The organism is Streptomyces sp. NRRL B-24484 (assembly GCF_000717715.1).
Classification (GTDB): Bacteria; Actinomycetota; Actinomycetes; order Streptomycetales; family Streptomycetaceae; genus Kitasatospora.
In genome coordinates this window covers 172,885-192,050 of the sequence record NZ_JOAI01000003.1, presented here as the reverse complement: position 1 = coordinate 192,050, position 19,166 = coordinate 172,885, and the positions used below count along the sequence as shown (strand labels likewise).

16 protein-coding genes are annotated in these 19,166 nt (G+C 73.2%); 4 read left to right on the top strand and 12 right to left on the bottom strand.

All coding sequences use genetic code 11. The annotated features are described in order from the left end of the window. Window positions 1-41: 41 nt before the first annotated feature. Window positions 42-1,022, bottom strand: a complete 981-nt coding sequence (locus IE98_RS0104230) for a LysR family transcriptional regulator (RefSeq protein ID WP_078660769.1) — start codon at window positions 1,020-1,022, stop codon at window positions 42-44. Window positions 1,023-1,093: 71 nt separating this feature from the next. Here IE98_RS0104230 and IE98_RS0104225 point away from each other — a divergent pair, with 71 nt between their 5' ends. Next, window positions 1,094-2,194, top strand: a complete 1,101-nt coding sequence (locus IE98_RS0104225) for a YeiH family protein (RefSeq protein ID WP_078660759.1) — start codon at window positions 1,094-1,096, stop codon at window positions 2,192-2,194. A gap of 19 nt (window positions 2,195-2,213) precedes the next feature. Here IE98_RS0104225 and IE98_RS0104220 read toward each other — a convergent pair whose 3' ends face one another. From IE98_RS0104220 to IE98_RS0104190, 7 genes are all read right to left on the bottom strand, one after another. Further along, window positions 2,214-4,211, bottom strand: a complete 1,998-nt coding sequence (locus IE98_RS0104220; RefSeq protein ID WP_030264265.1) for an acetoacetate--CoA ligase — start codon at window positions 4,209-4,211, stop codon at window positions 2,214-2,216. A 141-nt stretch (window positions 4,212-4,352) separates the two neighbouring features. After that, the gene (locus IE98_RS0104215; RefSeq protein WP_030264263.1) at window positions 4,353-4,937 is read right to left on the bottom strand and encodes an RBBP9/YdeN family alpha/beta hydrolase; all 585 of its coding nucleotides are present in this window, start codon (window positions 4,935-4,937) and stop codon (window positions 4,353-4,355) included. Next, on the bottom strand, window positions 4,934-6,268 hold the full coding sequence (locus IE98_RS0104210; protein ID WP_030264260.1) for an MFS transporter: 1,335 nt from the start codon (window positions 6,266-6,268) through the stop codon (window positions 4,934-4,936). Before IE98_RS0104210 ends, IE98_RS0104215 begins: the two co-directional genes overlap by 4 nt. A gap of 31 nt (window positions 6,269-6,299) precedes the next feature. Beyond that, entirely contained in the window at window positions 6,300-7,214 is a 915-nt protein-coding gene (locus tag IE98_RS0104205) for a TauD/TfdA dioxygenase family protein (protein ID WP_030264257.1), read from the bottom strand. A 118-nt stretch (window positions 7,215-7,332) separates the two neighbouring features. Further along, window positions 7,333-8,307, bottom strand: a complete 975-nt coding sequence (locus IE98_RS0104200; RefSeq protein WP_030264254.1) for a quinone oxidoreductase family protein — start codon at window positions 8,305-8,307, stop codon at window positions 7,333-7,335. Window positions 8,308-8,354: 47 nt separating this feature from the next. Beyond that, window positions 8,355-9,413: a 3-keto-5-aminohexanoate cleavage protein gene (locus IE98_RS0104195; protein WP_030264251.1), complete on the bottom strand. Its 1,059-nt coding sequence runs from the start codon at window positions 9,411-9,413 to the stop codon at window positions 8,355-8,357. A gap of 370 nt (window positions 9,414-9,783) precedes the next feature. Next, window positions 9,784-10,797 (bottom strand): AraC family transcriptional regulator ligand-binding domain-containing protein, encoded by a 1,014-nt coding sequence (locus IE98_RS0104190; protein ID WP_030264248.1) that lies wholly within the window; start codon window positions 10,795-10,797, stop codon window positions 9,784-9,786. 201 nt (window positions 10,798-10,998) lie between these two features. Between IE98_RS0104190 and IE98_RS0104185 the strand changes: the two genes are divergently transcribed. After that, window positions 10,999-12,096 (top strand): TauD/TfdA family dioxygenase, encoded by a 1,098-nt coding sequence (locus IE98_RS0104185; RefSeq protein ID WP_052390100.1) that lies wholly within the window; start codon window positions 10,999-11,001, stop codon window positions 12,094-12,096. Continuing rightward, a complete protein-coding gene (locus IE98_RS0104180; RefSeq protein ID WP_030264234.1) occupies window positions 12,093-13,595 on the top strand; it encodes a long-chain-fatty-acid--CoA ligase in 1,503 nt (500 codons plus the stop codon). The genes IE98_RS0104185 and IE98_RS0104180 overlap by 4 nt, the downstream gene beginning before the upstream one ends. A 207-nt stretch (window positions 13,596-13,802) precedes the next feature. Here IE98_RS0104180 and IE98_RS0104175 read toward each other — a convergent pair whose 3' ends face one another. The 4 genes from IE98_RS0104175 to IE98_RS0104160 form a co-directional block, all read right to left on the bottom strand. Beyond that, window positions 13,803-14,231: a hypothetical protein gene (locus IE98_RS0104175; RefSeq protein WP_030264231.1), complete on the bottom strand. Its 429-nt coding sequence runs from the start codon at window positions 14,229-14,231 to the stop codon at window positions 13,803-13,805. A 484-nt stretch (window positions 14,232-14,715) separates the two neighbouring features. Beyond that, a complete protein-coding gene (locus IE98_RS44230; protein ID WP_052390099.1) occupies window positions 14,716-15,708 on the bottom strand; it encodes a hypothetical protein in 993 nt (330 codons plus the stop codon). Between the two features lie 28 nt (window positions 15,709-15,736). Further along, entirely contained in the window at window positions 15,737-15,946 is a 210-nt protein-coding gene (locus IE98_RS0104165) for a hypothetical protein (RefSeq protein WP_159400821.1), read from the bottom strand. A gap of 173 nt (window positions 15,947-16,119) precedes the next feature. After that, window positions 16,120-17,028, bottom strand: coding sequence for an endonuclease/exonuclease/phosphatase family protein (locus IE98_RS0104160; protein ID WP_324605743.1), 909 nt, complete (start codon window positions 17,026-17,028; stop codon window positions 16,120-16,122). Window positions 17,029-17,325: 297 nt separating this feature from the next. Here IE98_RS0104160 and IE98_RS52490 point away from each other — a divergent pair, with 297 nt between their 5' ends. Continuing rightward, window positions 17,326-19,038, top strand: a complete 1,713-nt coding sequence (locus IE98_RS52490; protein WP_078660758.1) for a carbohydrate binding domain-containing protein — start codon at window positions 17,326-17,328, stop codon at window positions 19,036-19,038. The last annotated feature ends 128 nt before the right edge of the window (window positions 19,039-19,166 follow it).

Genomic DNA, 19,166 nt, shown 5'->3' with positions numbered 1-19,166 from the left:
GGCCCGTCGGGGTTCCCACTGCCGGCCCGTCCGCGGTGCGGTCAGAGGCCCGACCGGACGCAGGCGAGCAGGTCGGCCGCGGGGCCGGCCGGGGTGCGGCCGGACGGCCAGACCGCGCGCAGCGACCGGCGCATGTCGATGCCCTCCGTCTCCACCTCGACCAGGCGGCCGTCGGCGACGGCGGTGCGGACGGCGAGTTCGCTCATGACGGCCGGGCCCGTTCCGGCGATGACGGCGTTGCGGACGGCCGTGGCCGAACCGAGCTCCAGCAGGCGTCGTGGTCCGCCCGCTCCCGCGCGGCGCAGCGCCCGGTCGAGGGTGTCGCGGGTGCCCGAGCCCCGTTCGCGCAGCACCAGCGGGGTCGCGGCGAGTTCGGCGGCGTCCAGCGGCCGGCGCCGCCGGGTCCACGGATGGCCGGGGGCGACCACCACCAGCAGCCGGTCCCCGGCCACCTGACGGGCCGAGAGGCCGTTCGGGGCCTGCGGCGCCTCGACGAAGCCGATGCCCGCCGCGCCGGTGCGCACCAGCTCGGGGACGTGCTCGCTGTTGGTCACCCGGAGGCTCACCTGCAGGTCGGGCCGGCGCCGCCGCAGCTCACCGATCCACGCCGGCAGCAGGTACTCGGCGACGGTCATGCTCGCCGCGACCTTGAGCTCGGCGTCACGCCGGCCGCGCAGCGCCGCCGCGCCGGAGACCAGCCGGTCGAGTTCGAGCAGGACGCGCCGGGCCTGGTCGACGACGGCCGCGCCGGCGTCGGTGAGCCGGGAGCCGCGGCGGCTCCGGTCGAGCAGGACGAGGCCGAGCCGGCGCTCCAGCGCGGAGAGCCGCTTGCTCGCCGAGGGCTGGGCGATGCCGAGGCGCGCCGCGGCGCTGCCGAGACTGCCCGTCGAGGCGACGAGGACGAGCAGTCGCAGCGACTCCAGGTCCGGCAGGTGGCCGAACGCGGCGGGGTCGAGCGGGCCGTCCCCGGCCGGGTCCGTCCCCGGGGGACGGGCGGTGGTGCCGACGGTGGGCGGGCTCATGCCCATGGGCTATGACCTCCTCTGCAGATGGGGGCTACGCGGACGTTCGGCCGCGCGGAAGGGTCGCAGGCATGAGTGATGCCCTCGACATCGAAATCCCGGCGCCGACCGCCGCCGCTCCGGACCGGCACGCGCCGGAGCCCGCGGACGGGCCCGGGCCGTCCCGCCGGAGCGATCGGGCGGCCCGGGTGCCGGGCCTGGCCGTGGCGCTGGCCGTGGCCGTGGCGGGCACCGCCGCCGGCCGGCTGGTGCCGGTGGTCGGCGGTCCCGTGTCCGGGATCCTGCTGGGAGTGCTGGTCGCCGTCCTCCTCGGGCCCCGCCCGCGGCTGAGGCCCGGCATCGAGTTCGCCGGCAAGCCGGTGCTGAAGAGCGCGGTCGTCATCCTGGGCTCCCAGTTGTCGCTGGTCCGGATCGTCGGGGTGGGCGTCGGTTCGCTGCCGGTGATGCTCGGCACCCTCGGCCTGTGCCTGGCCGCCGCGTACGGGCTCGGCCGGTGGCTCGGGGTGGTCGGCGACCTGCGCACGCTGATCGGCGTGGGGACGGGTGTCTGCGGCGCGTCGGCGATCGCCGCGGTGACCCCGGTCATCGGCGCCGCCGGCGCCGAGGTCGCCTACGCGGTCTCCACGGTCTTCCTCTTCAACATCGCCGCCGTCCTCGCCTTCCCGGTGATCGGGCACCTGCTCGGGCTGAGCCAGCACGCCTTCGGGCTGTTCGCCGGGACGGCGGTCAACGACATGTCGTCGGTGGTCGCCGCGGCCGCCACCTACGGCCCGGACGCGGCCGACTACGGCGTCGTCGTGAAGCTCACCCGGACCCTGATGATCATCCCGATCTGCCTGGTGCTGTCGGCGCTGGCCTCCCGGCGGGCCCGGCGCGGTGCGGGTGCCGCCGCCGTGCGGGTGCGGGTGACCGCGCTGGTGCCGGGATTCCTGCTGGCCTTCCTGGCCGTGGCCGCGGCCAACACCGCGGGGCTCGTCCCCGCCGGGGCCCGGCACGGCCTCGGCGAGCTCTCGGTCTTCCTGATCACCGTGGCGCTGTCGGCGATCGGGCTCTCCACCGACCTCGGCGGGCTGCGCCGCGCCGGCCCCCGGCCGCTGATCCTCGGCGGCTGCCTGTGGGTCGTCGTGTCGGCCGGCAGCCTGGGGCTGCAGTGGCTGACCGGCACCCTGTGAGCCGGGGGCCGTCGCGGACTCACCGGGTCCGCGACGGCCGGACACCGCGTGCGTACTCCGCGAACCAGGCCAGCATCTCCGGGGCGGTGACGGACCCCTCGCCGCTCACCTCCGCGGCGGCCGCGCCCTGGAGGATGCGCTTGACCGGGACCTCCAGCCGCTTGCCCGTCAGGGTGCGCGGTACCGCGGGCACCTCGACGACCGCGTCCGGCACGTGCCGGGGCGAGAGCCGGTGCCGGATCGCCGTGGCGATCCGGGCGCGCAGCGCGTCGTCGAGGACGGCGCCCTCGGCGAGGACGACGAACAGCGGCATGTGGTAGTCGCCGTCCGGCAGTTCGGCTCCCACGACCAGGCTGTCCGCCACCTCGGGCAGCCGGTCCACCACGGCGTAGATGTCGGCAGACCCCATCCGCACGCCCATCCGGTTGAGCGTCGAGTCGGAGCGGCCGGCGACCACGACCGTGAGGTCCTGCTCGACCGTCACCCAGTCCCCGTGCCGCCACACGCCCGGGTAGGTGTCGAAGTAGCTCGCCCGGTAGCGCGAGCCGTCCGGGTCGCCGAGGAAGTGCAGCGGCATCGACGGCAGCGGCGCCGTCACCACCAGTTCGCCCTGCCGGCCGGTCAGCGGCCGGCCGTCCCGGTCCCAGGAGGCGAGGGCGACCCCGAGCGCGGGGCACGGGATCCGGCCGACCCGCACCGGCAGCAGGACGCTGGCACCGGCGAGCACCGAGCAGATGTCGGTGCCGCCGCAGATGGACTGCAGCCGGACGTCCGGCCCGAGGCGGTCGTGGGCCCAGCGCCAGGTGCTCGGCGGCAGCGCCGACCCGGTCTGCAGGACGGTCCGCAGCGCGCCGAGGCCGTGCCGGGCGGCCGGGTGGGAGTCCGCCCGCTCGGCGGCGGTCAGGTAGGCGGCGCCGACGCCGACCACCGTGGCGCCGGCCCGTTCGGCGATCCCCCAGAGGCCGTCGGTGTCGGGGTGGGTCGGGCTGCCGTCGTACAGCACCAGGGTGCTGCCGTGCAGCAGGCCGCCGACCATGAAGTTCCACACCATCCAGCCGGTGGTGGTGTGGAAGAGGTACCGGTCCCCGGCGCGCAGGTCGCAGCCGAGGCCGAGCGCCTTGAGCAGTTCGACGACGATGCCGCCGTGGCCCTGCACGATGCCCTTGGGCCGGCCGGTGGTGCCGGAGGACCAGAGGATCCACAGCGGGTGGTCGAAGGGCAGGTCGGCGACGTCGAGCGGGATGTCCCCGGCCGTCAGCGCGGCCCACCGGTGCTGCACCACGTCGCCGCGCGGCGACCACGCGGAGGCGGGCGAGGCCGGCCGGAGGTGGTCGATCGTCACCAGGTGCCGCAGGGTGGGCAGCCCGGCGGCGATCTCGGCGACGGCCGGGAGCCGGTCGTACTCCCTGCCGCCGTGGCGGTAGCCGTCCACGGCCAGCAGCACGGTCGGTTCGGCCTGCCGGAGCCGGGAGAGCACGCCGGCCGTGCCGAAGTCCGGCGAGCAGACCGTCCACACCGCGCCCACGGCCGCCGCGGCCAGCAGGGAGACCACGGCGTGCGGGGTGTTCGGCAGGTAGCCGGCCACCCGGTCGCCCGGCCGCACGCCCATCTCCCGCAGGCCGGCGGCCAAGGCCGCGACCTGGCGCCGCAGTTCCCGCCAGGAGGTCTCCTCCGGCTCGCCGTCCTCGGTCAGGGCGACGAGGGCGGGCCGCTCGTCGGTGGCCCGGGCGAAGCAGCGTTCGGCGAAGTTCAGCCGCGCACCCGGGAACCAGACCGCCCCCGGCATGGCCGCCTCGCCGAGCACCTCGTCGTAACCGGAGACGGCGTCGAGGCCGTAGTGCTCCCAGACCGCCGACCAGAAGCCCGGCAGGTCGCCGGTGCTCCACCGCCACAGCTCCGCGTAGTCGGAGAACCGCAGGCCGCGGGTGCGTTCCAGCCGGTCCAGGAAGCGGGCCAGGTCGGAGTCCGCGGTCGAGGCCGGGCTCGGGGACCACAGCAGGTCGGAATCGGTGCTCATCGTCGCCTTCCGGTGGTGCGGGGTGGAAAAACGGCGGGCGTGCCCGGCGGCCCCCGCGTCGGGCGGGAGCCGTCGGACACGCCCCGGTGGGTGGGGGGTCGGACGTGGTGGTGGACCTGGTGGTGGGTGGCGCCGGTGCCGTCAGCCGAACTCGAGTTCGCGGACGAGCTCCGCGGCCTGCGGCCACGGTCCGTAGCCGGAGCCGGGGTTGAGGTGACCGACCGGGCCGATCCCGATCAGGCGGCTGCCCCAGGCGGCTGCCATCTCGGAGACCCTCTTCGGGTGGGCGAGCGGGTCGTCGTCGCTCATCGCGACGATGCTCGGGAACGGCAGCGCCGCCAGCGGTGTCGGGGCCCAGCCCCGCTGCCGGAGCGCCTCCGGGGTGGGGTAGCCCTCCGGCAGCGGGGTGTCGAAGTCCGGCGGGGTGGCGAGCAGCGCACCGTGCACGGGCCGGCCGGTCCGCAGTGCCCAGTGGACGGTGGTCATCACTCCGGCGCTGTGGGCGACCAGGATCGGCGGTCCCGGCGCCTCGGCGACCGTCTGCTCCAGGGCGGCGACCCGGGCCTCGCAGTCGGTCCGGTCGTCGTCGCCGGTCAGCGGGGGCACGGTCCGGACGTCCCGGCCGGCGGCGGCGAGCCCGTCGGCGAGGACGGTCTGCCAGTGGTCGGCCACGTGGCCGCGCAGCCCGGGGACGATCACGACCGGGGGAGGGAGGGGGGATCTCATGCGGGTGCCTCCGCTTCGAGGGTGGCCGGGGCGAGGCCGCCCAGGCGGTGCAGGTCGGCGCGGTAGCGGCTGCGGCCGACGAGGAAGCAGGCCGAGGCCGCCAGTGCGACCAGCGGGACGAGCTGCAGCGCGCCGAGCAGGCCCGCGCGGTCCGCGATCATCCCGGTGATCGCGGGTCCGGGTGCCAGGCCGAGCAGGCTGTTGGCCAGGGTGAGCGTGCCGAAGGCGGTCGCCGGGATCGCGGCCGGGGTCAGATTAGCGACCATGGCCGCCGCCGGGCCGGCCGTGGCACCCGACAGCAGGGCGCCGGCGCCGAGCAGGACGAGCTGGGGTGCGCCCGTCGGCAGCCGGAACGCGGCCGTCAGCAGGACCAGCGAGCCCAGGCTGCAGGCGATCGCGACTAGCCACTTGCGGGCCGCGTCCGACCGGCTGATCCGGTCGGAGGCCATGCCGCCGCCGATCATGCCGATGCCGATGAGCAGGGCGTAGATCCCCGCCGTGCCGCCGGCCTTCGCCGTGGGCATCGCGTAGTAGCGGTCGAAGAAGCTGGGCAGCCAGGCGATCAGCGCTCCGGGTATGAACAGCTGGAGGCCGCTGCCGATGTACGCGCTCACCACCGAGACCGAGGAGAACAGCTTGGGCAGCAGCGCGCGCAGCGGCGCCGCCGCCGCCCGCTCCGCCCGGTCGGGGCGCGGCCCGGGGTGCAGCCGCTGCTCGGTGACCACGAGCGCGAACACCACGGCCAGGGCGAGTCCGAAGACTCCCATCGCACCGAACGCCCAGCGCCAGCCGAGGTGTTGGCCGACGAAGCCGCCGATCGCGACGCCGAGGACGGAGCCGAACGCGCCGCCGGCGATGAACGCGCCCGACAGGGTGGCCCGCATCCCGATCGGGAAGACGCTGAGGACCACCGCGATGCCGACGCTGCCGTAGGCGGCCTCGCCGATGCCGACGAAGAGGCGGCCGAGGAACATCTGGCCGTAGCCGGCCGCCACCGCGCAGCCGAGGGTCGCCACGCTCCAGGTGGCCGCGGCGACCACCAGGCTCCGGACCCGGCCCCAGCGGTCCGCGAGCAGGGACATCGGGAAGGCCAGCACGCCGACCGCCAGCGCGACGACGCCGCTGAGCGATCCCAACTGTGCGTCCGTCAGCAGCCATTCGGCCTTCAGCAGCGGGAAGACCGCGTTCAGCACCTGTCGCGACATGTAGTCCGAGAGGAGCAGTCCGAAACTCAGGGCGAAGACCACCCAGGCGTAGCGCCTGGACACGGCCGGAGCCGGGGCCTCGTCGGCCGGAGCCGTCGCCGGCTCCGCATCGGTGTGAAACGCCATTGTTACCACCTCACCTGTTCCTGGGACGGGCTCAGAAGGGTCTGTCTCCGACGATCCCGGCGCGCTCCATCCGGCGGACGGCGGGCCAGTAGTCCTGCACGGCGTAGTGCTGGGTGGAGCGGTTGTCCCAGATCGCGACGCTGTTCGGCTGCCAGCGCCAGCGCACCTGGTACTCGGGGATCGCCGCCTGGCTGATCAGGTACGTCAGCAGGTTGGCGGCGCCCGGGGCGTAGTCCAGGCCGAAGCGGACGTTCTCCGGGGTGTGGTAGTTGACGAAGTGCGTGGTGAAGCCGTTGACGAAGAGGATCTTCTCGCCGGTCTCGGGGTGGGTGCGCACCACCGGGTGCTCGGCGTCCGGGTACTGGGCCTTCAGCCGGTGGCGCGCCTCGGTCGGCATCACCGCGCCGAAGGTCGCCTCGATGCTGTGCCGGGCCCGCAGGCCGTCGATCTGCTCCTTCACGCGGTCCGGCAGCCGGCGGTAGGCCTCGGCCATGTTGACCCAGAGCGTGTCGCCGCCGACCGACGGTGTCGTCACGCAGCGCAGGACCGCGCCCATCGCCGGCGTCTCGCGCCAGGTGCCGTCGGTGTGCAGGGCGTTCTCGTAGTGCTCGGGAGGGCTGTCGAGCTCCTTGTAGATGCGGACCAGCCCGGGGTGGTCGGGGTCGCTGCCGGCCACCGGGTGGTCCTCCAGCGGGCCGAACCGCTGCGCGAAGGCGACGTGCTCGGCCCGGGTGATGTCCTGGTCCCGCAGGAACAGGACCTTGTGCTGGAGCAGGAGTTCCCTGATCTCGGTGAACAGGTCGGCGTCGCGCGAGGCGTCGCCGAGGTCCACACCGGACAGTTCGGCACCGATGGTGCAGGTCAGCGGCTCGACCTTGATCGAGCGGCGGACGGACGGGCGCACCAGGGCCGGTGCGGCCGGGCCGGGGAGGGCGGTCTGGCTCATGGGTTCCTCCGGGGGAGGCGGTGGGGGGCCGCGCCGGGCGCGGACCGGGTCGGCGGTACGGGTGGGCTCGGCGGTGCAAGTGGGATGGGCGGTGCGGGTGTGGATTCCGCGGTGCGGGTCAGAGGACGAAGACGGAGGAGCCGGTGGTCCGGCCGCCCTCCAGGTCGCGGTGCGCCTGTGCAGCGTCCTTGAGCGCGTAGCGCTGGTTGATCTCGATCCTGATCCGGCCGGCGGCGACGTGGCCGAAGAGCTCGCCCGCGAGCTCGGCACGTTCCGCCGGGTCCGCGATGTAGTCGGCGAGGGCCGGCCTGGTCACGAACACCGAGCCGTGCAGGGCGAGTTGCATGGCGTCGATCGGCGGCACGGGGCCGGAGGCGGTGCCGAAGCAGACCAGCAGTCCGCGTCGCCGCAGCGAGGCGAGCGACCCGGCGAAGGTGGTCCGCCCGACGCTGTCGAAGACGACTGGCACGCCCTCGCCGCCGGTGAGCTCCCGCACCCGGGCGGCGACGTCCTCCTCGCGGTAGTGCACGACGTGGTCGCAGCCGTGGGCGCGGGCGAGTTCGGCCTTCTCGGTGGTGGAGACCGTGCCGATCACGGTGAGGCCGAGGAGCTTTGCCCACTGGCAGAGGATCAGGCCGACGCCGCCCGCCGCCGCGTGCAGCAGCACCGTGTCGCCCGCCTTCAGCGGGTGGATCCGGCGCAGCAGGTACGCGGAGGTGAGGCCGCGCATGGTCATGGCGGCGGCCGTCTCGAAGTCGATCGCGTCGGGCAGCTTGATCAACGAGCCGGTGGGCATGACCCGTTCGGTGCTGTAGGCGCCGAGCGGACTGCCGGTGTAGGTGACCCGGTCGCCCTCGGCGAAGCCGGTGACGCCGGGGCCGACGGCCTCGATCGTGCCGGCCGCCTCCACGCCGAGTCCGGCGGGCAGCGGGGCGGGGTAGAGCCCCGTCCGGAAGTACGTGTCGGCGAAGTTGAGGCCCACCGCCGAGTGGCGGATCCGGACCTCGCCGGGGCCCGGCGCCCCGACCTCGACCTCCTCCCAGCTCAGGACGTCGGGGCCGCCGGCCTGGTGGAAGCGGATGGCATGGGCCATGGGATGCTCCGTTGCTCTGTCTCGGGCTGGTCGTGGTGGGCCGGGGCTCAGTACTTGACGTCGCGGAGCATGAAGCCGCGCTGGCCGGGGCGGCGGTTCGGTACCATGCCGAGCTGCGCCAGGGTCTCCTCGGTGTCCGCGTAGTACTCGCCGAGGTGGTAGATCTCCTTCGCCTCGGCGCCGGTCGCGATGTCGCGGCCGAGGGCGTCGGCGATCGTCACCATCTGCTCGACCTGCTGGACCGAGGTCATCCGCTCGCCCTTGCGGCCCCACAGGTTGTCCTCGTTGCCGACGCGCACGTGGCAGCCGAGTGCGATGCCGATGGCGTTCATCGGGGCGACGGCGCGCATCGAGCTCTCGATGGTGAGCACCGCGCCGTCCGGGGTGCGGCGGACGAACTCGATCAGGTCGGCGGGGTGGCGGCCGGCGAAACCGCCGCCGATGGCCACGTAGTTGAGGACCAGCGGCCCGGTGTACACGCCGGAGCGGATCAGCCGCTCGACGGTCTCCAGCTGGGCGATGGTGGCGAGCTGGAAGTGCGGCTGGATGCCCTTGTCCCGCAGCCGTTCCAGGTGCTCCAGGTAGAACTCCGGCCCGGCCTCCAGGTACATGTCGCGGTACGCGCGGTAGTAGTCGGGCTTCGCGATCGAGGTGCCCTCCAGGTCGTCCGCCGTCATGATCTCGACGATGTTCATCTGGCTGGTGTTGATCGCGATGGTGACCTGGTCCGGCTTGGGGTCCAGCTCCGCGAGCATGTGACGGGTGTCGTAGGACAGCCACTCGGCGCCCGCGCCCTCGCCCTCGGGGGCGAAGGAGATCGAGCCGCCGATCTGCAGCACCATGTCCGGGACCGCCTGGCGCAGCCGGCCGACCAGCTCGTTGAACATCGACAGCCGCTTGGAGCCCTTGCCGTCCAGCTCGCGGACGTGGATGTGCAGGACGGTGGCACCGGCGTTGTAGCAGTCGACGGCCGCCTGCACGTGCTCGTCCATGGTGAGCGGCAGGTCGGGGGCGTCGCCGGGCAGCCACTCGGGGCCGTAGGGTGCGGCCTGGATGACCAGCTTCTGCTGGTTCTCGGGCAGCAGGGAGTCGTCGAGGAAGTGCACGGTCCGTCTCCTTCGTCGGATGGGTGCGCGCCGGTCCGGCGCCTGGGCGCCGCGGTGCGGGGAGCTGGGCTGAGGGATGGCGCGGGCCGCTGCAGTGCCGGGAGCGCGGTGCTGCGGTGCTGCGGTGCTGCGGTGCGGCTGTGCGGGCGGTGCGGGCGGTGCGGGTCCGGCCCCGGCGGACGGGGTGCGGACGGCGTGGTGCGCCCGGCCGGCGCGGCGGAGGCTGAGGGTGGGCCGCCGCCGGGCCCGTCGTCGCGGGGCCGGCCGTCTCTCGCGGTGCAGCCAAGGTAGGGCTCGCCGGGCGGCCGCGCTTGACCCTGGGTGACAGCGGACTTTCCATTTGGGGACACGCCCCGGAAGCCGGCCCGGGTCAGTGCTCCGCGGCCTGCCCCCGGCGGTCCCGCCACTCCCGCGCGGTGCAGCCGAACTGCTCGCGGAACCACCGGGAGAACGCGCTGGGCGCCGAGAACCCCAGCAGGTCGGCGATCTCGGTGAGCGACCGCCGCCCGTGCGCCACGAACTGCTCGGCGAGCTGCACCCGCGTCGCGTTGAGCAGCGAGGAGAAGGTCTCGCCCGACTGCGCGAGGTGGCGGTGCACCGTGCGCCGGTCGACGCCCAGGCTGCGGGCGACCTGCTCGATCGAGCAGCGGCCGGTCGGCAGCAGTACCTCGATCAGCTCGCGCACCCGGTCCGGCACGGTGGTGTCCCGGGGGACGGCGATGGCCTCGAAGTACTGCCGGGCGTACGTCCGCAGCTGCGGGTCGGACATCGCGTTCGGCGAGTCGAGGTCGCCGGCGTAGAAGACGATGCCGTCGAACTCCCGGCCGAACTCCACCGCGGAGCCGAAGACCCGCCGGTGGGTGCCGGTGTCCGCCGGCGCGGCGTGCGTGAAGCAGACCGACAGCGGACGCCAGTGCGCGCCGAGGAAGCCGAGCAGCACGCGGTGGAAGGCCCCCACGGCCAGCTCGGTCGCCTGGCGGTGCTCCATCGGCTCGCCGAGGTCCAGCCCCACCTTGATGGTCGCCAGGCCGTCGCGCTCGGAGAGCCGGGTGTGCAGCACCTCGTTGTACATGTGCTCGTGCCGGAGCATGAGCCCGAGCGCGCTGCGGACGTCCGGCTCCTCCCGGAGCACGAGACTGATCGGACCGAGACTGGAGAACCGGCGGAACTCGGACATCCGCAGACCGAAGTCCTCGTGCCGGGCCGCGGCGGCCGACAGCTCCAGCAGGTGGACGACGGCCGCACCCGAGATCCACCGGTCCTGGACGGCGAGCCCGGCGGCGTCCAGGCCGACGTGCTTCATCAGCGGCTGCGGGTCGAGCCCGAGCGACCGGCTCAGCTCGACGTAACCGCTCAGCGCCGCGGTGCGGACCAGTGGCCTCACGGGATCAACTCCCTTGGAGAATGTCCCCAAGTGGTAAGTCAATTGTCACGTGAAGTCAAGCGACGGGACGGGTCGGCCCCTACCGTTGCACCACCGCCGAGCCGGTCGACCAACGGGTCCGCCACGGACCCCCGCCCCCTCCGCCCGGCGTGACCGCGGGCCGGCAACGGCGCGGAGGACGACACGGAAGGAGCCCACGGCATGCTGCACGCGCCCCTGACCGGCCCGGCCGCCTGGCACGGCCCGGACCTGGCCGGCCGCGACGAGTGGACCGTCCGGCTGTCACCGGCCCACCTCGCCGAACTGGACGCCGCACTGCACACCGCCCGCGGTCGCGGCACCACCCTGCTGCGGTCCACCGCGGCCGACTTCCCCCTGCCGACCCTCGCCACCGAACTCGACCGCATCGCCGACGAATTGGAGAACGGCCGGGGCTTCGCCCTGGTGAAGGGCGTGCCCGTCGACCGGTACGACCAGGCCGCGGCCGGCACCCTCCTCTGGGGGATCGGCCGACACCTCGGCGCACCCGTCTCCCAGAACGCCGCCGGCCACCTGCTCGGCCACGTCCGCGACACCGGCCGGACGATGGCCGATCCCGCCACCCGCGGCTACCAGACCCGCACCGCCCTCGGGTTCCACACCGACGGCTCGGACGTCCTCGCCCTGCTCTGCCTGCGCCCCGCCGCCGCGGGCGGCCGGATCGGCCTGGCGAGCGCCGCCACCGTCCACAACACCGTCCTGGCCCGCCGACCCGACCTGGCACGCCGCCTCTACCGCCGCTACGCCGTGGACCGCAGGGAGGAGCACGGCCCCGGCGAACGCCCCTACGACACCGTGCCCCTCGCCTGCTGGCACGCGGACCGGCTCAGCCTGCGCTACCACCGCTGCCACCTGGAGTCCGCACAGCGCTTCCCCGACGCCCCGCGGCTCGAACCTGCCGACACCGAACTGTTCGACCTGATCGACGAGTCCGCCACCTCCCCGGCCGCCCGGCTCGACCTCGACCCGGAGGCCGGCGACCTGCTGCTGGTCAACAACCTCGCCGTCCTGCACTCCCGCTCCGCCTACCGGGACGGCCCGGGACACCGCCGCCACCTGCTGCGGCTCTGGCTCGCCCTGCACCGGGGCAGGCCGCTGCCGCCCGCCCTGTGGACGGACCCGCACCGGGCCGACACCGGCCCCGGCCGCGGCGGCGTCCCGCCCCGCGACGTGATCGCCCCGCCGCACCCGGCGGACCGCACGGTCCGCCTCCCGCCCCAGAGCCGCCGCCGGCTCGGCCCGAAGGAGACCACGCCATGACCAACCTCGCCTCGCTCCTGGTGACCGCGGCCCGCGACCACGGGGAACGGACCGCCGTCCGGCAGGACACGACCGCCCTCACCTACACCCGGCTGGAGGACGCCAGCGCCCGGCTCGCCGCCCTGCTGCACGCCGACGGCGTCCGCCCGGGCGACCGGGTCGCCCTCGTCCTGCCCAACGTCGCGCTCTTCCCCGTCGCCTACTACGCCGTGCTGCGCACCGGCGCCGTCGCGGTGCCGATGAACCCGTTGCTGAAGGCCCGTGAGATGGCCTTCGTCCTGAGGGACTCCGGCGCCCGCACCGTCCTGACCGCACCGCCGTACGCCTACGAGGTGGCCGAGGCCGCCGCGGACGCCGGGGTCGGCAGCCTGGTCGTCGAGGCCACCGCCTTCGACACCCTGATCGGCAGCATCCCGCCGCTGCACGGCGTCGCCGAGCGGGCCGCCGACGACACCGCGGTGATCCTCTACACCTCGGGCACCACGGGGACGCCGAAGGGCGCCGAACTCACCCACCACAACCTGCTGAGCAACGCCCTCACCTGCGTTGAGACGCTCTTCGAACTCGGCCCGGACGACGTGCTGTTCGGCGGCCTCCCGCTGTTCCACGCCTTCGGCCAGACCTGCGCGATGAACGCCGCCGTCGCGGCCGGCGCCGCCCTCACCCTGCTGCCGCGGTTCGACCCGCGGCAGGCCCTGGAGATCCTCCGGCGGGACGGCGTCACGGTGTTCCTCGGCGTCCCCACCATGTACACCGCGCTGCTCAACACCGCCGCGCCCGAAGGCCACGACCGCCCGCAGCTGCGGCTGGCCGTGTCGGGCGGCGCCGCGCTGCCCGTCGAGGTGCTGCACACCTTCGAGCGCACCTTCGGCACCGTCGTGCTGGAGGGCTACGGACTCTCCGAGACCGCCCCGGTGGCCTCGTTCAACCACCCCGGCCGGCCCCGCCGGCCCGGCTCGATCGGCCTCCCGGTCCGCGGTGTGGAAATCAGACTCGTGACCGCCGACCGCACCCCGGCCGGACCGGGTGAGGTCGGCGAGATCGCCATCCGCGGCGAGAACGTCATGAAGGGGTACTGGAACCGGCCGGACGCGACCGCGGAGGCCTTCCAGGACGGCTGGTTCCACAGCGGCGACCTGGCCCGGGTCGACGAGGACGGCTACTTCCACATCGTCGACCGCAAGAAGGACCTGATCATCCGCGGCGGCTACAACGTCTACCCGAGGGAGGTCGAGGAGGTGCTGTACGAGCACCCGGCGGTGGCCGAGGCCGCGGTCGTCGGCGTCCCGCACGAGCACCACGGCGAGGAGATCGCCGCCGTGATCGTCCTCCGGGAGGGCGCGCACACCACGGCCGACCTGATCCGCGAGCACGTCAGGCGCCGCGTCGCCGCCTACAAGTACCCCCGGATCGTCACCTTCACCGAGCAGCTCCCCAAGGGCGCCACCGGCAAGATCCTCAAGCGCGAGATCGTCGTCGAGCACCCCGCCTCGACCTGACCGGGGCAGCGCGGCTCCGCGCGTGCGTGTCCCGAGCGTCCCGAGGACCCGCTCTCGCGAGACCGGCGGGCGGGACGGCGTCCGGCCGCAGGGGCGAGCCGTGTCCGCTGCGCGGCCACCCCGGATGCCGGCGGATCGTCCTCGCGCCGCACGAGGGCGATCCGCCGGCACTCCCGGTGCCCTCCGGCGCGATTCGAGGGAGTGCGTCTAGATCTGGTGGGCGATCAGCTCGGGATCTTCGGCTCGGTAGGTGTCGACGAAGGTCTCCAAGGCCCGTCGAGTGGCATTGGTGTTTCCGATGGAGCAAGGCGCCCGCAGGCACAGCTCCCTGCGGGCGCCCCGGTCCCAGACGTAGAGGTGGATCGTCACGACACCTCCCCCGGTCCCGAGTGCCTTCGGGATCGAGGCGCCGACCGCGAAGTCCTCCTTGTCCTCGTTCAGTGCGGCGAATGCATCGTCGTCACGCGGTGTGAAGAAATTGATCCTCTGGGCGTCCGTCATCTGCCCGGAAAAGCGTCGAATGTTCGCAGCCAGCTTGGCCGTGCCGCTGAACATCGAATTCGATGTGTCCCGAAATACTTGGGCGGCCTGCTGAATGCCCAGATTGGTGTGGAGGTCGAAGCCGGAAACGCGCAATGAAGTCTCCCCATGGCATTGATCCCGGTCACAGCTGATGCGGCCGGACTCAACAGGGTGCAGCCGTAGCGTGCGCGATGCAAGAGGAAAAGTCGATCGAATACTCGTTCACGGGGGATGAATGTCGGAATCTTTGCCTGTTGGTCAGATTCGAACGGAAGTGGCCGATCGGCGTGGGTGGAAAATTGTCCATGCTTCTCGCGGATTCCTCCTGTATCGTTCAGGGAATGCCTGTCGACTCCGGGAGGACTTCGTGCTCAAGGGTCAGGGAACCATCTCGAACTGGACCTGTGCCAACTGTCAGGGGGTCAATCACGGAACAACGACCTGCGTCGTTTGTGGCATGAAAAAGGGCGACGGCTGAGGGTGCCTGTTCAGCTGTCGTGAGTCTTTGAGCATGGTCGGTGGGGGTGCTGGTCCGTCCTGCACCTCCGCCGACCCGCGCTCGCGTGGTCGGCGCTCGCCCCGATTCCGTCCCGGAACCTCAGCCGCTGGTGGGGCCGGCGGTTCGCGTCAGCCACGATGCGATGGCCGCGCTGATCGGCAGCCCGGTGAGCGCCTCGATCCAGGTGTACTGTCCGCTCGGATTCGCTTCCACGAACACGGTGTCGCCGCGTGGAGTCACGATGAGGTCGACCGCCGCGTACCGCAGTCCCGAGCGGTCCATGAAGCGCAGCAGTCCCTCCTCGGTGTCGGTGTCGAGCCGGTGGGGCGAGTGCGGTGTGCGGGCCAGGTCGTAGTGTCGCCAGTCGACCGACGCGACCTCGCTCAGCTGTGAGTCGATCCGGCAGGTGAACACCTGTCGGCCGACCACGGTGACCCGGAGTTCGAAGTCCTTGTCGACGTAGGGCTGCACGAGTACCGGCGCCTTTGCGACGCCGCCCGCGAGCGCGAGCGCCTCCGATCGGGTGAATCGTCGGGTGAACGTCCCGACCGATCGGTCCTCGTCCACCACTGCGGCCAGCCAGGCGGCCGGTGCCTTGATCGCGACATCGCCACCGCCCGGCAGGTCCCGGACGAAGTCTCGGAAGGCTTCCGGATCGTCCGTGCACAGGGTCGGGATGGTGGTCAGGCCGGCTCGGGCGGCGAGGTGGTTCTGCAGCGGCTTGTTCTGGTCCAGGAGTCGTTCGGCAGCGTGGTCGTTCATCCACTCGGCGCCTGTGGAGTACAGGGAGTCGAGTGCCGACCGGTACTGGGCGCGGATGAAGTACGAGACCTCGGCGTCCGGATCCAGTGGCTGGTGCTGTCCCGGATAGGCGGGGCGGCGGCACCAGATGCGAGTGCCGGCGTCCACGACGATCGGGGCCGCCGAGGTGGCGGAGCGGAACTCGGCGTGACTCTGCGCTCCGCACGATCGGACCGTCAGGCCGAGCGATCCGCTACCCAGCATCGAGGGCCGGATCACGACGGGCTCGATCCCGCGGTCGGAGAGAAGCTCGCACACCCGCTCGACCGGACCCTCCAGCTCATCGGTCACGATCAGCGGGCGGCCGGGCGGCGTCCGGCTAGTCAAAGTGGTGGTCGATGTTCGCCTGGTCGTTGTCGCCCGGGCTCGTCTGAACCCATGTCCTCCATCGCACGTCCGTGGGCTGGCCCAGTCGAACGGCGCCGCCGGGCGGATCGTCGAGTTCCGAGACCTCCTGGACGATCGCCAGGCCGAGCGGTAGGTCGTCGCGTGTCAGCAGTTCTGACGTGATGGTTCTGGTGGCATCCATGATCAACCCCCTGGAGCACTGCACTGTCATCACAACACTTCGAGGCTAGAGGAAATATGACGTCATGTCAGGCAATTGACGGTAACGCCTGCGGGTCGGACGGTGCGTGGGCGGGGCGGGGCGGGCTGTAGGAGGAAGCTGCGGGCGGGGCGGATCGGGGCGGGCCGACGGGGCTACAGCGGGAGCTCGACCCACAGGGGGCGGTGGTCCGAGACCGGCGTCCTGGGTGCCCGCACCGGTTCCGGCCGGTGCGGGCCGGGGGCCGTGGGGAGGCCGGCCGCGAGGACGTGGTCGAGCTGGACCAGCGGGCGGTGCGCGGGGAAGGTCCGGGCGCGGGCCAGGGCGCGCCAGCCGGGCCGGGGCGCCGGCGGTCTCGGCGGCGCGAGGAGTTCGGCCGCCCGGAGCGTGGCGACGGGCACCGTGCCGAGGAGGTTGAGGTCGCCCAGCAGGACGTGCGGCCGCGGCAGGTCGGAGATCCAGCGGTGCACGGCGAGCAGTTGGCGGACGTTCCACCCCGGGACGAACGACAGGTGCAGGGCGACGGCTGTGAACGGGCCGCGCCGCCCCTCCAGCACGGCGGCCAGCGCCGCGCGCGGGTGGTCGCGGATCACGGTGAGGCCGGCCCGCCCCGCCACCGGCAGCGGCAGCGCGACGGGAGGCGCGCCGAACCGCCGGGCCCGCCAGCTCAGGACGGGCAGCCGGGACAGCAGCGCGACACCGTGCGAGGGGACCTCGCCGTCGTGGCCCGCGCCGGGTGGACCGTACACCCGCAGGCCCGGCTCGGACGGGTCGCGGACCCAGCTCCGGCCGGGCACGGACCGGGCGTGGAACGCCGAGGCGTAGCGCCAGTCCGCGGCGCCGGTCGCCTCGGCGATCGCGCGCGGCTGGTCCGCACGGCCCGAACGCTCCTGGAAGCGGTCCAGCTCCTGCAGCGCCACCACGTCGGCGTCCAGGGACGCGACGGCCTCGACGAGCGGCTGCACGGTGCCGGCGGTCGCCGGTGAGGGGCGGCCGTCGGCCAGGAGCTGCCGCCCGTGCAGCACGTTGAAGGTCGCGAGGCGCACGGGGGAGGAGTCGATCACTGCCCGACCGTACAACGGGCGCTCGGGCCGGACGCGCTGAGGACGGATCGGATCGCCCCGGCTGCTGTCGGCCGCCACTCATCGGTCCCTCCGTACAGGGGAACGTGCCTGCACCGGAGGTGCTCGGCCGGGCTGCGCCCCCCGTAATTGGTCCAGACCTATTGACGCGCTCTGTCGCCCCTCCTACGATCCGGACCGGCACAGCCCCCACATGTCCCCACCTCACCCGCAGCCGGCCGTCACGCCCCCACGCGTGCACTGGCATGCCCATGACGCCCGGCGGGAAGGGAGCACAGCATGTTCCGTCGAAGGTCGGCCACTCCACGCCCGTCGGGAGACCTCGACCCCCGTCCGGGACCCGCCCGCGAACGCGCCCGGCAGGTGAACCGGACCCGCGGCCCCCGGCACGGATCGCCCGTCCTGCGCCGCGCCGTCGCCGCGGTCAGCGCCGCCGCCGTCATCGGCGGCGGCATCGCCGTGGCCGGCTCCGTCACGGCCGGGGCCGCCACCACCAACCTGATCGCCAACTCCGGCTTCGAGAACGGACTCTCCGGCTGGACCTGCTCCGGCGGCTCCGGTGCGGCCGTCGGCAGCCCGGTGCACGCCGGCGCCTCCGCGCTCAAGGCCACGCCGACCGGCCAGGACACCGCCCAGTGCGCGCAGACCATCAGCGTGCAGCCCAACTCCCAGTACACGCTGAGCGCCTACGTCCAGGGCAGCTACGTCTACCTGGGTGCCACCGGCACCGGCCTCACCACCGCCCCGTCCACCTGGACGCCGAACAACGCCTCGTACGGCCAGCTCAGCGTCAGCTTCACCACCGGCGCGACCACCACCTCGGTGACCGTCTACGTGCACGGCTGGTACGGCCAGCCCGCCTACTACGCCGACGACGTCTCCCTCACCGGCCCCGGTGGCAGCAGCCCCTCGCCGTCCACCAGCACCAGCCCCTCGACCAGCGCCCCGCCCAGCACCAGCGCCTCGCCGTCCACCAGCACCAGCCCCTCGACCAGCCCGTCCACCAGCGCCTCGCCCAGCGGCAGTTCGACCGGCGACACCTGCCCCACGAAGCCGAAGCCGGCCGGCAAGGTCCTGCAGGGCTACTGGGAGAACTGGGACGGCGCCTCCAACGGCGTGCACCCCGGCATGGGCTGGGTCCCGATCACGGACAGCCGGATCGCCGCGCACGGCTACAACGTCATCAACGCCGCCTTCCCGGTCATCCTCTCGGACGGCACCGTCCTGTGGCAGGACGGCATGGACGCCGGCGTCAAGGTCTCGACCCCCGCCGAGATGTGCCAGGCCAAGGCGGCCGGCGCGACGCTCCTGATGTCGATCGGCGGCGCCGCCGCAGGCATCGACCTGAGCTCCAGCACCGTGGCCGACCGGTTCGTCGCGACCGTCGTCCCGATCCTCAAGAAGTACAACTTCGACGGGATCGACATCGACATCGAGACCGGCCTCTCCGGCAGCGGCTCCATCACCACGCTGTCCGCCTCCCAGTCCAACCTGATGCGCATCATCGACGGCGTGCTCGCCCAGATGCCCGCGGGCTTCGGACTCACCATGGCCCCCGAGACCGCGTACGTCACCGGCGGAAGCGTCACCTACGGCTCGATCTGGGGCGCCTACCTGCCGATCATCAATAAGTACGTCGACAACGGCCGCCTCTGGTGGCTGAACATGCAGTACTACAACGGCAGCATGTACGGCTGCTCGGGCGACTCCTACCAGGCGGGCACCGTCCAGGGCTTCACCGCGCAGACCACCTGCCTGAACAACGGCCTGGTGATCCAGGGCACCACCATCAAGGTGCCCTACGACAAGCAGGTCCCCGGTCTGCCGGCCCAGTCCGGCGCGGGCGGCGGCTACATGGCACCGAGCCTGGTCGGCCAGTCGTGGAACGCCTTCGGCGGCTCGCTGAAGGGACTCATGACCTGGTCGATCAACTGGGACGGCTCGAAGGGCTGGACCTTCGGCGACAACGTCAAGTCCCTCCAGGGGCGTTGACGGCCCTCTGACTGCCGCTGACGGCAGCCGACCCACCGCCGACGTCCCGTGCCCCGCTGCGCGGCACGTCGGCGGAGGACCCGCGCACTGCTCGGACCGAAGGGCCTCGACGAGGTCGCCCACTGACC